The sequence below is a fragment of the Streptomyces sp. NPDC107765 genome, assembly GCF_055657085.1.
Genome location: NZ_JBVKBL010000013.1, coordinates 192,970 through 207,975, shown reverse-complemented (window position 1 = coordinate 207,975; position 15,006 = coordinate 192,970). Strand labels below are relative to the sequence as shown.

The following is a 15,006-nucleotide window of genomic DNA, read 5'->3' as shown; positions in this document are numbered from 1 at the left end:
CGAACAGGCGTCCGGCGGAGCTTCCGATCCGGACAAACGTAACAAATCGCTCTCCGGGGTGAGGCCCACCCGGAACCCGACCGTCCGGAAGTCTGGCGCGTCGCGGTCCGCGACGCAGGACACGAACGAGGCGGGCCCGGCCTCGGTACGCACCGCCTCGGCAGGGAAGAAGGCCGCCGTGAACGAAACCCCCGAGAAGCCGGTGGCCGCGAAGAAGGCCGTCACGAAGAAGGCGACGGCCAAGAGGGCCGCCACGACGAAGGCAGCGACCAAGCAGGCGGCCACCAAGAAGGCGGCCGGCGAGACCGCGCCCGCGAAGACCGCCGCCACGAAGAAGGCGACCGCCAAGAAGGCCGCGGCCAAGAAGACCACGGCGAAGAAGACGGCCACCAAGAAGACCGCCGCCAAGAAGGCGACCGCCAAGAAGGCCCCCGCGCGCAAGGCCGAGTCGCGTGCGGCCATGGTGCGCCGGGCCCACCAGATCAACGACGGGCTCGCCGAGCTGTATCCGTACGCGCACCCCGAGCTGGACTTCAGCAACCCCTTCGAGCTGCTGGTCGCCACGGTCCTGTCGGCCCAGACCACCGATCTGAGGGTCAACCAGACCACGCCACGGCTGTTCGCGGTCTGCCCGACGCCCGAGGACATGGCCGCCATGCCCCCGGAGGAGCTGGAGGAGCTGATCCGTCCGACCGGCTTCTTCCGGGCCAAGAGCAAGGCGCTGCTCGGCCTGTCCGCCGCGCTCCGCGACCGCTTCGGCGGTGAGGTGCCGGGCCGCCTGGAGGACCTGGTCACGCTCCCCGGGGTCGGCCGCAAGACCGCCAACGTGGTGCTCGGCAACGCCTTCGGCGTCCCCGGGATCACCGTCGACACCCACTTCGGCCGTCTTGCCCGCCGCTTCGGCTGGACCGCCGAACAGGACGCGGAGAAGGTCGAGGCGGACGTCGCGGCGATCTTCCCCGAGAGCGAGTGGACGATGCTCTCGCACCGCGTCGTCTTCCACGGCCGCCGGGTGTGCCACTCCCGCAAGCCCGCCTGCGGCGCCTGCGCCATCGCCCCGCTGTGCCCCTCGTACGGCGAGGGCGAGACGGACCCGGAGAAGGCCAGGAAGCTGCTGAAGTACGAGCTGGGCGGCCGGCCGGGCCAGCGCCTGAAGCCACCGCCGGACTACCCGGGGCAGCCGGCGCCTCCGCTGGCGCCCCCGGCCGCCGCTTCATGACGGCAGCCATGACGCCCCCTCGGGGGACCGATGATCCACGCCAGGCCTGAGGGGGCGCGTATGAGGAGTGCACGGGAGCAGCAGTACGGCGAGGAGGCGGGCGTCGGCGCGACGGCGGCACCCGGCGCGGAGGTCACGGTCTCGGCCGACGGCCTGCCCGAGTGGCTGGGGCCGGTGGCCCGCGCGGCCGCCACGGTCGAGCCCCATCAGCTCAGCCGCTTCCTGCCGCCCGAGGACGGCGGCCGGCAGTCCGCGGTGCTGATCCTCTTCGGCCACGGTCCGCGCGGCCCCGAGCTGCTCCTGATGGAGCGGGCCGGCACCCTGCGCTCCCATGCGGGCCAGCCCTCCTTCCCCGGTGGCGCCCTCGACCCGGAGGACGGCGATCCGGAGGGCGCCGGTCCGGTGCGGGCGGCGCTGCGCGAGGCCCAGGAGGAGACCGGCCTGGATCCGTCCGGCGTGCAGGTCTTCGGCGTGCTGCCGCGGCTGTACATCCCCGTCAGCGGCTTCGTGGTGACCCCGGTCCTGGGCTGGTGGCGCCGGCCGAGCCCGGTCGGCCCGGTGGACCAGGCGGAGACCGCCCGGGTGTTCACGGTCCCCGTGGCCGATCTCACGGATCCGGCCCATCGTGTGACCACGCGCCACCCCAGCGGTCACGTCGGTCCGGCCTTCCTCGTCGAGAACGCCCTGGTCTGGGGCTTTACGGCCGGGGTGATCGACCGGATCCTGTACTACGCGGGGTGGGAGATTCCGTGGGACCGTGACAAGCAGGTCCCGCTCGACTGGCGCTCGTGAGACGGTGTCCGGCGTGAACGTCCTGGACATTCTGCTGCTGGTCGCGGCCGTGTGGTTCGCGATCGTCGGCTACCGGCAAGGTTTTGTCGTCGGCATCCTGTCCGTGATCGGCTTCCTCGGAGGCGGCCTGATCGCGGTCTACGTGCTGCCCTTGATCTGGAACGAGGTCACCGGCGACGCCACGCCCGGTACCTTCGCGGCCATCGCGGCGGTCGCCATCGTGATCGTGTGCGCGTCCGTGGGCCAGGCGCTCACCACCCACCTGGGCAACAAACTCCGCCGCCACATCACGTGGTCACCCGCGAGAGCGCTGGACGCGACCGGCGGCGCGCTGGTCAACGTCGTCGCGATGCTGCTGGTGGCCTGGCTGATCGGCTCCGCGCTGGCCGGGACGTCCCTGCCCACGCTCGGCAAGGAGGTCCGCAACTCCAAGGTGCTGCTCGGGGTGTCCCGGGTGCTGCCGCAGCAGGCCGGCACCTGGTTCGCGGACTTCTCGTCGGTGCTCGCGCAGAACGGCTTCCCGCAGGTCTTCACCCCGTTCTCCAACGAACCGATCCACAACGTGCCGGCGCCCGACCCCCAGCTGGCCACCAGCCCGGTGGCCGCGCAGGCCAGGCGCAGCATCGTCAAGGTCGTCGGCACCGCCCCGAGCTGCGGCAAGGTCCTCGAAGGCAGCGGTTTCGTGTTCGGCCGGCACCGGGTGATGACCAACGCCCACGTGGTCGGCGGGGTGAGCGAGCCGACCGTCCAGGTGGGCGGCGTGGGCCGGACGTACGACGCCAAGGTCGTGCTCTACGACTGGCGGCGCGACATCGCCGTCCTGGACGTGCCCTCCCTGGACGCCCCGGCGCTGCACTTCGCCAAGACGGACGCGAGCAGCGGCCGGAGCGCCATCGTGGCCGGCTTCCCGGAGAACGGCGGCTACGACGTCCGCGCGGCCCGCATCCGCAGCCGCATCCAGGCGACCGGCCCGGACATCTACCACCGCGGCACGGTCGGCCGCGACGTCTACTCGCTCTACGCCACGGTCCGGCAGGGCAACTCAGGCGGTCCGCTGCTCACCCCGAACGGCGAGGTCTACGGCGTCGTCTTCGCGAAGTCGCTGGACGACTCGCGCACCGGCTACGCACTGACCGCCGACGAGGTCCACCAGGACGCCCTCAAGGGGCGTACGGCCCAGCAGCAGGTCGACAGCCAGGGCTGCGCGATCTGAGGCGGCCAGGGCGCCCTCACGGGGCCTCGGCGGGGCGTCACGGCACCGGCAGGGGCGTACGCACCGCAGGGGGCCTCCGGCGCGTCGACGGGCCGCCTGGCACCGTCCGGTCGCCGCCGGCGCGGCGGGTAGCGGTCAGGTGCGGGGATGGCGCAGGCGCGCGCTCATCCAGCGCGCCCGGCGGCGCAGGATGCGCGGAATGCCCATCGGATGCGCCGGGTCGGGGGACGCGCCGGACCTGAGGTCCGGAGTGCCCCTGTCCTGAGTGCCCACTGCAGCGGCACTGCTGCGGCGGTTGCGTGCCACGTCACGGTAGTCGTGCGTCCAGCCCATACCCTCGACTCTGCCCGTGGCCCAAGGTCCGTAACCGCCTCGGGGACGGCCAATTGGCCTATGCGCCGGGCAAGTCGCCGTTCGCCATACGCACGTTCGAGCACCGGGTGCACGCGCTCCGCCGAGCGGTACGCGCCCGCCCCGTCAGCGGTCCGGTTCCGGGTCCTTCAGCCAGTTGATGAGCTCGGTGGAGAACGCCACCGGGTCCTCCTCGTGCGGGAAGTGCCCGAGTCCGTCGAACAGCCGCCAGCGGTAGGGGGCTTCGACGTACTCCCCGGAACCGGCCGCGCTGCGGGTGCGCATCACCGGGTCCAGCGAGCCGTGCAGATGCAGGGTCGGGACCCGGACCGGCAGCTTCATCCGGCGGTTGAACTGGATGCCGTCGGGGCGCGCCAGCGACCGCACCATCCAGCGGTACGGCTCGATCGAGCAGTGCGCGGTCGACGGGATGCTCATCGCCCGCCGGTAGACCTCGACCGCCTCGTCGTCCGGCAGTTGGGGGCCGGACCAGTCCCGGATCATCCGGCCGACCAGCGCCGCGTCGTCCGCGGTCAGCCGCCGCTCCGGCAGCCAGGGCCGCTGGAAGCTCCAGATGTGCGAACTCCGGGCGCTCTGCCGGACGTCGGCGAGCATCGCCGCGCGCCAGCGCCGCGGGTGCGGCATCGAGGCCACCGCGAGCCGGCGCACCAGCTTCGGCCGCATCACCGCCGCGGTCCAGGCGAGATAGCCGCCGAGGTCGTGCCCGACGAGCGCGGCGTCCGGTTCGCCCAGGGACCGTATGACGCCGGTGACGTCCAGCGCGAGGTTCGCCGGGTCGTAACCGCGCGGGGTGCGGTCGCTGCCGCCGACGCCGCGCAGGTCCATCGCGACCGCGCGGAAGCCCGCGTCGGCGAGCGCCGGGAGCTGATGCCGCCAGGTCCACCAGAACTGCGGGAAGCCGTGCAGCAGGAGCACCAGCGGGCCGTCGCCCATCTCGGCGATGTGGAAGCGCGCACCGTTCGCCGCGACGTCGCGGTGCGACACCTCTCTGTCGCCGGGGACGTCCAGGCGGACGACCGAGGCGGTGCTGTCAGGGGCTGTCATACCGATGAGCGTGTCACAGACTCCAGGACCGGATGGTCCTTGGTCTCCACGCGCGGGTGCGGCTTGGCGTTCTGCAGCACGGCCGCGGTCTGCCGGGCGGAGTTGATCGACTTCTCCGGCTTCTTGATCTTCTTGATCTTGGCCATGGCGATGAGGGCCAGCAGACCGGCGAGGACCAGGAAGGCGCCGCCCACGATCAGGAAGGACCAGGCGAGCCCCAGGCCGAGGTTGTGGATGCCGTACGCCGCCGCGAAGCTGAGCACCGGCAGCGCGAACAGCGCCAGCGAACCCGCCACGACGAACGCGGCGCTGCCGATGCCGGCCCGCTTGGCGTCCTGCCGCAGCTCCGCCTTGGCCAGCGCGATCTCGTCGTGCACCAGTGCGGACATCTCGGCGGTGGCCGTGGCCACCAGCTGTCCGAGGCTGCGGTCCGCGCCTGTGTCGGCTGCGCTCATCGCCGTCTCCCTCATCTCGTCAACCGGATGCAAAGCCTCTCAGATCATGCCGGACCATCGTCTCCGGCGTGCGTGCCGGAGGCCACTTCGGCAAGCCGCCGGTGTTCGGCGGCCTTTGCCTCGTGGATCGCGGCCATCCGAAGGTGGTATTCCGGTTTGTCGAGTTCGTAGACGTCGGGGATGCCGTCCTGGTCCTCGTCCCGCTCCTCGTCCTCCGTCAGCCTCTTGTACTCGGCGTTGCGGATCTTGAGCAGGATGCCGGCGAAGACGGCCGCGAGCAGCGAGCCGACCAGCACCGATGCCTTGATCTCGTCGGTCAGCGCGGCATTGCCGGCGAAGGCGAGCTCGCCGATCAGCAGGGAGACGGTGAAACCGATCCCGGCCAGGGAGGCGAGCGCGAAGACGTCCGGCCACTTGAGGTCGGGGTTGAGCTCGGCCCTGGTGAAGCGGGCGGTGACCCACGTGCCGCCGAAGATGCCCAGCGCCTTGCCCACTATCAGGCCGAGGACGACACCGAGCGTCTCCGGGCGGGTGAAGACCTCGTGGAGGGCGCCGCCGGAGAGCGACACCCCGGCGGAGAACAGGGCGAACAGCGGCACCGCCAGACCGGCCGACAGCGGGCGGACCAGGTGCTCGATGTGCTCGCCGGGGGACCGGGTCTCGCCGTCGCGGCGGTGGCAGCGCAGCATCAGGCCCATGGCGACGCCCGCGATGGTGGCGTGCACCCCGCTGTTCTCCATCAGGGCCCAGACGACCACGCCGAGGGGCACGTAGACGTACCAGCCGCGGACGCCCTTGCGCAGCAGCAGGTAGAAGGCCGCCAGGCCGACGGCGGCGAAGCCGAGCGCCAGGAAATTGATCGTCGAGGTGAAGAAGACCGCGATGATCAGGATCGCGAAGAGGTCGTCGACGACGGCGAGGGTGAGCAGGAAGGCGCGCAGCGCGGCGGGCAGCGCGGTGCCGATCACGGCGAGGACGGCGAGCGCGAAGGCGATGTCGGTGGCGGTGGGGACGGCCCAGCCCCGCAGGGACCCGGCGTCGAGGCCGTTGACGGTGACGTAGACGAGCGCGGGCGTCACCATGCCGCAGAGGGCGGCGATGACCGGGAGCGCGGCGGCCTTGGGGTCGCGCAGTTCGCCGGCGACCAGTTCGCGCTTGAGCTCGATGCCGGCGACGAAGAAGAAGATGGCCAGCAGGCCGTTGGCGGACCAGTGCTGGACGGAGAGGTCGAGCCCGAGGGCGGCCGGGCCGAGGTGGAAGCCGCGGACCGCCTCGTAGCTTGCGCCGAGGGTGTTCGCCCAGATCAGGGCGGCCACGGCGGCGGCGAGGAGGAGGACCCCGCCGACGGTCTCGGCGCGCAGCGCTTCGGCGACGAAATTCCGCTCGGGCAGGGACATCCGCCCGAGGAATATGGATCGGCGGTTGCTCGTGGGCGCGCTCACGCGGTGACCTCCGGCCTTCGGCAGCTGTGTACGGCTGTGTCAGTTGCCGACCAGACTTCCCGGCGCACCCAGAGTTCCTCAGCGCGTCATTGACGCGGTTCCCACTGTACCGGGCGGGTGCGACGGAGTACTCGGTGGCCTCACTTTACGGGCAATTCGGGCGGGTGGCTGCCGGGGTGTAGGGCCGATGTACCGGGGCGGGTGGGGGTGTGCCGTACAGGCGAGGGGGTGCCGGGCCGCTCCCGGCCCGGCACCCCTCCGCCGGGGGTCCGGCTCAGTCCTCGGAGGCCGCGCTCGGCAGCTTCGCCTGGATCAGGTCCATGACCGAGGAGTCGGTGAGCGTCGAGACGTCCCCGAGGTCGCGGTTCTCGGCGACGTCCCGCAGCAGCCGCCGCATGATCTTGCCGGAGCGGGTCTTGGGCAGCTCCGCCACCGGCAGGATCCGCTTGGGCTTGGCGATCGGGCCGAGCTGCTGGGCGACATGGGCGCGCAGCTCCTCGACCAGTCCCTCGTCCTCCGCCGCGCTGCCGCGCAGGATGACGAAGGCGCAGATGGCCTGGGTGGTCTGCGGGTCGGTGGCGCCGACGACCGCGGCCTCGGCCACCTTCGGGTGCGAGACCAGCGCGGACTCGACCTCGGTGGTGGAGATGTTGTGCCCGGACACCAGCATCACGTCGTCGACCCGGCCGAGCAGCCAGATGTCGCCGTCGTCGTCCTTCTTCGCGCCGTCGCCGGCGAAGTACTTGCCCTCGAAGCGGGACCAGTACGTGTCGAGGTAGCGCTGGTCGTCGCCCCAGATCGTGCGCAGCATCGACGGCCACGGCTCGGTCAGGACGAGGTAGCCGCCGGCGCCGTCGGGCACCTCGTTGGCGTCGTCGTCCACGACGGTCGCCGAGATGCCGGGCAGCGGCACCTGCGCGGAGCCGGGCTTGGTCGCCGTGACGCCCGGCAGCGGGCTGAGCATCACCGCGCCGGTCTCGGTCTGCCACCAGGTGTCCACGATCGGTGCCGAGTCCGCGCCGATGTGCTTGCGGTACCACATCCACGCCTCGGGGTTGATCGGCTCGCCCACCGAGCCCAGGACGCGCAGCGACGACAGGTCGAACTTCGCCGGGATGTCGTCGCCCCACTTCATGCAGGCCCGGATCGCGGTTGGCGCGGTGTAGAGGATCGTCACGCCGTACTTCTGGACGATCTCCCACCAGCGGCCCTGGTGCGGGGTGTCCGGAGTGCCCTCGTAGAGCACTTCGGTCGCGCCGTTGGAGAGCGGGCCGTAGACGATGTACGAGTGGCCCGTCACCCAGCCGACGTCGGCGGTGCACCAGTAGACGTCGGTCTCCGGCTTGAGGTCGAAGACGGCGTGGTGGGTGTACGACACCTGGGTGAGGTAGCCGCCGGTGGTGTGCAGGATGCCCTTGGGCTTACCCGTCGTCCCGGAGGTGTAGAGGATGAACAGCGGGTGCTCGGCGTCGAACGCCTCGGGGGTGTGCGTCTCGCTCTGCCGGTCGACGATCTCGTGCCACCACACGTCGCGGCCCTCGTGCCAGGCGATGTCCTCCTGGCCCGTACGGCGCACCACGAGCACACTGCGGACGTTCTCCGTGCCGGGCCTGGTCAGGGCCTCGTCGACGGCCGGCTTGAGGGCGGACGGCTTGCCGCGGCGGTAGCCGCCGTCGGCGGTGATCACCACGCGGGCGTCGGCGTCGTTGATCCGGGTCGCCAGCGCGTCCGCGGAGAAGCCGCCGAAGACCACCGAATGCGGCGCGCCCAGGCGGGTGCAGGCCAGCATGGCGACGACCGTCTCCGGGATCATCGGCATGTAGATGGCGACCCGGTCGCCGGCCCGCACGCCCAGCTCGGTCAGGGCGTGGGCGGCCTTGGAGACCTCGCGTTGCAGCTCGGCGTAGGTCAGGGAGCGGCTGTCGCCCGGCTCGCCCTCGAAGTGGACGGCGACCCGGTCGCCCAGGCCGTTCTCCACATGGCGGTCGACGCAGTTGTAGGCGACGTTCAGCTTGCCGTCGGCGAACCACTTCGCGAAGGGCGGGTTGGACCAGTCGAGGGTCTGGGTGGGCTCGGTCTCCCAGGACAGGCGTCGGGCCTGCTCGGCCCAGAAGCGCAGCCGGTCCGCCGCGCCCTGTTCGTACGCGGCAGCCGTGACGTTGGCGTGCGCGGCCAGCTCGGCGGGGGGCGCGAACCGCCGTTCCTCTTTGAGCAGGTTGGCCAGGCTTTCGTTGCTCACGACTTCTCCCAATCACAGGGGTGTCCGATGTGTCCCGGCCATAGCTCATCAGCCCGCACGGGGCCCTGACAAGGGCTGTGGACAAAAAATGGTCCAGACCTGTTGACGGCCAGTCGGTTCCGTGCTGGCCGGAGGCCTTCGGCGCAGGTCAGACCCGGGCCGGGGACGCCTCGCCGCGGACCGCACGGAACCGCCCGGTGGCCTCGTCGAGCACGTACGCCTGGGCCTCACCGACATGGAAGTACATCCCGTGCAGGGTGAGCGTTCCCTCCGCCACCCGGCGCGCCACGCAGGCGTGCGCCCTGAGGTGGTCGAGCTGCTGCCGGACGTTGACCAGTGCCAGCCGTTCCTGATCGTCGCTCACCGGGCGGCCGCACAGCGCGACTTCCCCCCGGCCCAGCCGCCCGATGCGCTGCATCCGGGCCAGGCTCGGCAGGCCGTGCCGCAGCCAGCGGGAGAGCGGGGTCGGCTCGCCGTCCTCGGGGGCCGCGGAATTCAGCAGGGCCCCCATGGCGCCGCAACCGGAATGCCCGCACACCGTGATCGAGCCGACCCGCAGGACCTCGACCGCGTACTCGATCGCCGCGCCCACGGAGTCGCACGAGGCTTCCGAACCGGGCGGTGGCATCAGATTGCCGACATTGCGCACGGTGAACAGATCGCCCGGACCGCTGGCGGTGATCATGCTCGTGACCACCCGGGAGTCGGCGCAGGTCAGGAACAGCTGGGTGGGCCGCTGGCCCTCGCGCGCCAGCCGCGCCAGCTCCTCGCGCACCAGCGGGGCGGTATGCCGCTGGAACGCACTGATCCCGCCCAGCAGTTGGCTGCTGCCCTCCGGGGCCGGGCCCTGGTCCGGGGCGGTCCGGGTGCACTCGTGGTGGCGCCACGGCGTCCACGGCCGGCAGGGGTGCGCGCCCGCCGACTCGGCGAGCGGCCGGGCCGAGCGGCCACCGAGGGTCACCCAGCCGCCGTGCGCCCGATGGGCCGCCGACCAGGACTGCAGCGCCTCGTGGGCGGCGTGGTCCATGAAGGAGCCGCGGAGTTCGATGACGACATCGGTGTGGGCCGGGACCAGCGCCAGCGCCCGGGTCAGCCGCGGCACCGCCAGGAACGTCAACTGGCCGCTGATGCGGACCCGGTAGCCCTCGTCCTCCTTCGTGACGGTGACGCGCGTGTGGGTCAGCCGGCGCAGCGCGAGGAAGGCCGCGACGGCGATCCCGGTCAGCACGCCCTGGAGGACACCGAGCAGCACCACACCGCCCAACGTGGCGGCGTAGACCGGGAATTCGCGGTGCCGCTGTACGTGCCGGATGTGCGCGAAGCTCACCATCCGTACGCCGACCACCATCACCAGGGCGGCCAGTGCGGCCAGCGGGATGAGCTCCAGGGCGGCCGCCGCCAGGCCGGCGCACAGCAGCACCCACACGCCGTGCAGCACGGTGGCGCGGCGGGTGGCGGCGCCGGCCCGTACGTTGGCCGAGCCGCGGATCGCACCCCCGGAGACGGGCAGCCCGCCCAGCAGGCCGGAGACGGCGTTGGCCGCCCCCTGGGCGGCCAGTTCGCGGTTGAGGGCCAGGCGGCCGGTGGGGGCCCCGGGCCGCTCGGCGGCGAGCCGGTCCACGGCCACGGCGGACAGCAGCGACTCCATGCTGGCGACGAAGGTGACGGTCAGCACTGCGGCGGCCAGGGCCGGAACGGACGCCTCCGGCAGCACCGGGAGCGTGGGCACCTGCCAGGACGGCAGCGCCACGCGCGGCACCGCCGACCCCGCACCGACCGCCGTCGCCGCGGCCACCGCGACCAGGGGCGCCGGCAGCGCCCGCGCCCACCGCCCGGCGCGGCCCGGCAGCCGCCCCCAGCCGGCGAGTACGGCCACGGTGACGGCGCCGATCAGCAGCGCGGTGGGGTGCGGATGCGCCAGCTGTCCGGGGAGGGCGGCGACGTTGTCGAGCGCCGAACTGTCGGGCCGGCCGCCGAGCACCACATGGAGCTGCCCGATGGCGATGGTGGCCCCGATGCCGGCCAGCATGCCGTGCACGATCGCCGGGCTGACGGCCAGCGTCGCCCGGGCCACCCGCAGGGCGCCCAGGGCGAGTTGGGTCAGGCCGGCCAGGACCGTGATGGCGCAGGTGGCCCGCCAGCCGTAGCGCTGGACGAGGTCGGTGGTGACCACCAGGAGGCCGGTGGCGGCGCCGCTCACCTGAAGGGGCGCGCCGCCGAGCAGTCCGGCGACGATGCCGCCGACGACCGCGGCGATCAGTCCGGCCTGGAGCGGGGCTCCGGTGGCCAGCGCGACGCCGAGCGACAGCGGGACGGCGAGCAGGAAGACGACGGCCGAGGCGGAGAGGTCCCGGAGCCAGGCGGTCCGGCCGGCCCGCTTCGTCGGGGGCTGGACGGGCTGGAGGGGCGGCTCGGGAGGGACGGCTGCCCGGTGCGGGGAGCGGGGCGGCTGCGGCGGCGACTTCTCGATCTGCGACATTCCCGTCTCCTCCGGGGCGACGCGGTCGCGCGGGGCGCGATCGTGGGCTGCGGTGTACTGCGGCGGGTCGCGAGCGGCCGGTGGGCGTCGCGGTGGGTGACGGTCCGGTGACTCTCAAGCAGCGGTAAACGAAGCGTAATGACGTGTAAAGGTCCGGAGAAGACTTTGCTGGCATTCGCCCCAATTCACCCCTCTATCGGGTGAAGCTCCCGGCTCCGGCGTTGCCGAGAGCGGTAAACGGGGCGGCGGGTCCGGTGGGCCCGGCGCGAGCCGTGCGACGACTCGCGCCGGCCGGCGATCAGGCCGGCTGCGGGGTGGCCGTCCCCTCGGAGAGGACGAACGCCGGGTCGACCTGGGCCGCGAGATCGACCCCCGTCTTGGCGTTGCCCCAGCTCTCCGCGTTCTTCAGGTGGAAGTGCACCATCTGGCGCGTGTAGCGCTCCCAGTCGCGACGCCCGTAGGTCGCATCGGTCGTGTCGTGCAGCGTCTCCAGGGCGCGCCGGTTGGCCTGCTCCAGATAGGCGAAACGGGCCGGGCGGCCCTTCTCCATGGCGCGCACCCACTCCGACTGCCCGACCGTCACCAGCAGGTCGTCGCCCGCCGCGTCGCGCAGGAACGCGAGGTCGTCCGGCCCCTGGACCTTGTTGCCCACCACCTTGAGGGGGACCCCGAAATCCCGGGCGTACTCCTTGTACTGGCGGTAGACCGCGACGCCCTTACGGGTTGGCTCGGCGACCAGGAAGGTCATGTCGAAGCGGGTGAACATCCCGGAGGCGAAGGAGTCGGACCCGGCCGTCATGTCGACCACGACGTACTCCTCGCGGCCGTCAACAAGGTGGTTCAGGCACAGTTCGACGGCGCCGACCTTGGAGTGGTAGCAGGCCACGCCGAGGTCCGACTCGGTGAACGGCCCGGTGGCCATCAGCCGGACCGGGGTGCCGTCCAGTTCCACCGTCCGCGCGCACGCGTCGTAGACGGGGTTGTCCTCGCAGACCCGCAGGAGGCGCGACCCCTCACCGGGCGGGGTCGTCTTGATCATGGCTTCGGCGGACGGGATCCGGGGGTTGCTGCCGCGCAAATAGTCCTTGATGAGCGGGAGATGGGCGCCCATCGCGGGAAGCGCGGCGGCCTCCGCCTCGTCGAGGCCGAGGGCGGCACCCAGATGCTGGTTGATGTCGGCGTCCACGGCGATCACGGGAACCCGGGCCGCGGCGAGATGGCGGACGAACAGGGAGGAGAGGGTGGTCTTGCCGCTGCCGCCCTTGCCTACGAAAGCGATCTTCATGTTCACCAAGGGTAATCCGGCAGTTCCGGTGAGTGAGAGCCCTGCGTGAAGAAGACCACTCCTTCGAGGGGTTCGGGCTGCCGGTGCGTAGGGTCGTACCCATGGCTGGAAACTCCCGGGGGACCACCCCCGCACCCCCGAAGGCGAGCGACGATCCGCTCGCGACCCTGGCCTTGCTCCCGGGAGTCGCCGACTCCGTGGACTCCGTGCGCAAGGGCGTCGACCGGGTCTACGGGCACCGGGTCATGCGGCGTCGCAGCAACGAGGTCAGTTCCGAGGCGGCGCTGCGCGGAGCGCGCGGTTCCGCGGCCCTGTCGGGCGCCGACTGGGCGCTCGAAGAGGTCCGGCGCCGGACCGACTTCGGCGTCGAGGGCGAGCCGCGGACGGTCGGCGCGGCCCTGCGGCTGACCGCCGAGGCCGGCCAGTTGCTGAGCGTGTGGCGGCAGTCGCCGCTGCGGGTGCTGGCGCGCCTCCACCTCGTGGCGGCCGGCAAGGAGGCGGCGGACGACACGGTGGGGCGGCCCCGGCTCGCCGGGGAGCCGGTGAACGAGCCGCTCGTCGAGCTGCCGCTGCCGGATGCCGACGAGGTGGCCGGGCGGCTGGACGGCCTGTCGCGGCTGCTGCTGGCCGGCACGGAGGCGCCGGCCCTGGTGCTCGCCGCCGTGGTGCACGGCGAACTGCTGGCGCTGCGGCCGTTCGCCTCGCACAACGGGCTGGTCGCCCGGGCCGCGGAACGGGTCGTGCTGGTCGGCAGCGGCCTGGACCCCAAGGCGATCTGCCCCGCCGAGGTGGGACACGCGGAACTGGGCCGGGCGGCCTACGTGGCGGCCCTGGAGGGCTACGTCTCGGGCACCCCGGAGGGCGTCGCCGGATGGATCGCCCACTGCGGACGCGCGGTCGAAATCGGCGTACGGGAGAGCACGGCGGTCTGTGAGGCCCTCCAGCGCGGCGCGGCATAAGCGGCGGGGGCGCGGTATCCGGCCGTTGAGGGCGGCGGTATCCGACCCGGTAGCCGGAATTCCGGAACGCATTGCTTGATTTGGCCCGAACACAGGGTTGCGGCGGTACCAATCGGTGGTACCGCCGCTGGCATGTCTGCCGGGTTACCAGGCGTGCTCGAATATTTGCCCATCAGGTCGGAATCTTCGTCCGGTTACCTGGTGCGGCTGGCCCGTAATCGACGGGTCGGCGTCGCGTGGGTGCCCGGCATTCATGCATCGGTCCGTGGGCCACTTGCTGCGTTAAAGGTGTTCCTCTCGGATGTCCTTGGTCTCGCGGGCCGTTAAGTCCTTTGTACTACTCGTACCGGGCAAGTGGAACCCCGGGCCACAGATCTTTACGTTTGGCTTCAAACGCGGTCAATACGGGCGGCGCGGCCGAGCCGGCCAATACGGGCGAGGCGCGGCTTTGCGGTTTTCCGCCGGCTCGCGTACCAGACCAGGGTGGCCGTGGCGGCCGCCGCGCTCACCGCGGCCATGGCGGCGAGCGCCGGCCGGGACGGCATGGACAGCGCCGGCAGCCGTTGCTTGAGCGGAACCGGGCGGTTGAAGGAGAGGACCGGCCAGCCCCGCGCGACGGCCTCCCGGCGCAGCGCGCGGTCCGGATTGACCGCGTACGGATGACCCACCGCCGACAGCATCGGGACATCGGTTGCCGAATCGCTGTACGCATAACAGCGTTCCAGGTCATAGCCCTCGGACTCGGCGAGCTCCCGGACGGCCTCCGCCTTGGTGGGACCGTAGGCGTAATACTCCACCTCTCCGGTGAATCGGCCGTCCTCGCCGACGACCATACGGGTGGCCACGACCCGGTCGGCACCGAGAAGTTCCCCGATCGGTTCGACGACCTCGGCACCCGAGGTGGAGACAATGACGACATCACGTCCGGCGGCGTGATGTTCCTCGATGAGTGAGGCCGCCTCGTCGTAAATGATCGGGTCGATCAGATCGTGCAGCGTCTCGGCGACGATCTCCCGCACCTGGGACACATCCCAGCCGCGGCACAAGGAGGAGAGATATTCCCGCATCCGCTCCATCTGATCGTGATCGGCACCGCCCGCGAGGAACACGAACTGGGCATACGCAGTGCGCAGTACGGCCCGCCGATTGATCAGGCCGCCTTGGTAGAACGACTTGCTGAAGGTCAGCGTGCTCGACTTAGCAATCACGGTCTTGTCCAAGTCGAAGAACGCAGCAGTACGGGGCGTCGAGTGAGGCACGGAGTGGTTTTCCACGGGGCGAGCATAGGCGGCCCACCATTCGGCGTAAGGTGTGGCGCGTGGGTTTGCCTGAGAAGGCTCTCGGGTACACCATGGAAGTCACGGATCGTTCGCGACCGTGCTAACCCGGTCCGGCTCCTCCCCCCCCCGAGTCGGCCGTGGGGACGACCCCCGCTCTCCCCCCCGGCGGGGGTCGTCGCATGTCCGGGGGCCTTTTCCGCCGTGAGGCACCGATCCGCCCGTCTTTG

General features: G+C 71.7%; 12 protein-coding genes. 4 read left to right on the top strand and 8 right to left on the bottom strand.

Annotation, left to right across the window (positions count from 1 at the left end):
• Positions 1-58: 58 nt before the first annotated feature.
• Genes nth through ACZ7MX_RS28955 form a run of 3 tightly spaced genes read left to right on the top strand, consistent with a single transcriptional unit; the run spans position 59 to position 3,224 of the window.
• Positions 59-1,219, top strand: a complete 1,161-nt coding sequence (gene nth / locus ACZ7MX_RS28965; protein ID WP_472136207.1) for an endonuclease III — start codon at positions 59-61, stop codon at positions 1,217-1,219.
• 60 nt (positions 1,220-1,279) lie between these two features.
• On the top strand, positions 1,280-2,011 hold the full coding sequence (locus tag ACZ7MX_RS28960) for an NUDIX hydrolase (RefSeq protein ID WP_472136205.1): 732 nt from the start codon (positions 1,280-1,282) through the stop codon (positions 2,009-2,011).
• Between the two features lie 13 nt (positions 2,012-2,024).
• Positions 2,025-3,224, top strand: coding sequence for a MarP family serine protease (locus ACZ7MX_RS28955; protein ID WP_472136203.1), 1,200 nt, complete (start codon positions 2,025-2,027; stop codon positions 3,222-3,224).
• A 135-nt stretch (positions 3,225-3,359) separates the two neighbouring features.
• Here the strand turns inward: ACZ7MX_RS28955 and ACZ7MX_RS28950 are convergent, their stop codons facing one another.
• The 7 genes from ACZ7MX_RS28950 to ACZ7MX_RS28920 all read right to left on the bottom strand — a co-directional run bounded on the left by ACZ7MX_RS28950 (position 3,360) and on the right by ACZ7MX_RS28920 (position 12,540).
• The gene (locus ACZ7MX_RS28950; protein WP_078866024.1) at positions 3,360-3,557 is read right to left on the bottom strand and encodes a hypothetical protein; all 198 of its coding nucleotides are present in this window, start codon (positions 3,555-3,557) and stop codon (positions 3,360-3,362) included.
• Positions 3,558-3,701: 144 nt separating this feature from the next.
• Complete coding sequence (locus ACZ7MX_RS28945) at positions 3,702-4,640, bottom strand: alpha/beta fold hydrolase (RefSeq protein ID WP_030412594.1); 939 nt, start codon at positions 4,638-4,640, stop codon at positions 3,702-3,704.
• Complete coding sequence (locus ACZ7MX_RS28940) at positions 4,637-5,095, bottom strand: phage holin family protein (RefSeq protein ID WP_472136201.1); 459 nt, start codon at positions 5,093-5,095, stop codon at positions 4,637-4,639. The genes ACZ7MX_RS28945 and ACZ7MX_RS28940 overlap by 4 nt, the downstream gene beginning before the upstream one ends.
• A gap of 44 nt (positions 5,096-5,139) precedes the next feature.
• Positions 5,140-6,492, bottom strand: coding sequence for a Na+/H+ antiporter NhaA (gene nhaA / locus ACZ7MX_RS28935; protein ID WP_472136297.1), 1,353 nt, complete (start codon positions 6,490-6,492; stop codon positions 5,140-5,142).
• A gap of 319 nt (positions 6,493-6,811) precedes the next feature.
• A complete protein-coding gene (gene acs, locus ACZ7MX_RS28930) occupies positions 6,812-8,776 on the bottom strand; it encodes an acetate--CoA ligase (protein ID WP_472136199.1) in 1,965 nt (654 codons plus the stop codon).
• 148 nt (positions 8,777-8,924) lie between these two features.
• Positions 8,925-11,255, bottom strand: coding sequence for a SulP family inorganic anion transporter (locus tag ACZ7MX_RS28925; RefSeq protein WP_472136197.1), 2,331 nt, complete (start codon positions 11,253-11,255; stop codon positions 8,925-8,927).
• A 298-nt stretch (positions 11,256-11,553) separates the two neighbouring features.
• Positions 11,554-12,540: an ATP-binding protein gene (locus ACZ7MX_RS28920; protein WP_472136195.1), complete on the bottom strand. Its 987-nt coding sequence runs from the start codon at positions 12,538-12,540 to the stop codon at positions 11,554-11,556.
• A gap of 101 nt (positions 12,541-12,641) precedes the next feature.
• Here ACZ7MX_RS28920 and ACZ7MX_RS28915 point away from each other — a divergent pair, with 101 nt between their 5' ends.
• A complete protein-coding gene (locus ACZ7MX_RS28915) occupies positions 12,642-13,499 on the top strand; it encodes a Fic family protein (protein WP_472136193.1) in 858 nt (285 codons plus the stop codon).
• A gap of 389 nt (positions 13,500-13,888) precedes the next feature.
• Here the strand turns inward: ACZ7MX_RS28915 and ACZ7MX_RS28910 are convergent, their stop codons facing one another.
• Positions 13,889-14,773, bottom strand: coding sequence for an HAD family hydrolase (locus ACZ7MX_RS28910; protein WP_472136191.1), 885 nt, complete (start codon positions 14,771-14,773; stop codon positions 13,889-13,891).
• Positions 14,774-15,006 lie beyond the last annotated feature (233 nt).

What these genes read in the sequence shown, in the direction of transcription:
- ACZ7MX_RS28950 (WP_078866024.1), bottom strand. Translation starts at nt 3,557, where the DNA reads ATGGGCTGGACGCACGACTACCGTGACGTGGCACGCAACCGCCGCAGC.
- ACZ7MX_RS28940 (WP_472136201.1), bottom strand. Translation starts at nt 5,095, where the DNA reads ATGAGCGCAGCCGACACAGGCGCGGACCGCAGCCTCGGACAGCTGGTG.
- ACZ7MX_RS28945 (WP_030412594.1), bottom strand. Translation starts at nt 4,640, where the DNA reads ATGACAGCCCCTGACAGCACCGCCTCGGTCGTCCGCCTGGACGTCCCC.
- ACZ7MX_RS28920 (WP_472136195.1), bottom strand. Translation starts at nt 12,540, where the DNA reads ATGAAGATCGCTTTCGTAGGCAAGGGCGGCAGCGGCAAGACCACCCTC.
- ACZ7MX_RS28925 (WP_472136197.1), bottom strand. Translation starts at nt 11,255, where the DNA reads ATGTCGCAGATCGAGAAGTCGCCGCCGCAGCCGCCCCGCTCCCCGCAC.
- ACZ7MX_RS28960 (WP_472136205.1), top strand. Translation starts at nt 1,280, where the DNA reads ATGAGGAGTGCACGGGAGCAGCAGTACGGCGAGGAGGCGGGCGTCGGC.
- nhaA (WP_472136297.1), bottom strand. Translation starts at nt 6,492, where the DNA reads ATGTCCCTGCCCGAGCGGAATTTCGTCGCCGAAGCGCTGCGCGCCGAG.
- ACZ7MX_RS28915 (WP_472136193.1), top strand. Translation starts at nt 12,642, where the DNA reads ATGGCTGGAAACTCCCGGGGGACCACCCCCGCACCCCCGAAGGCGAGC.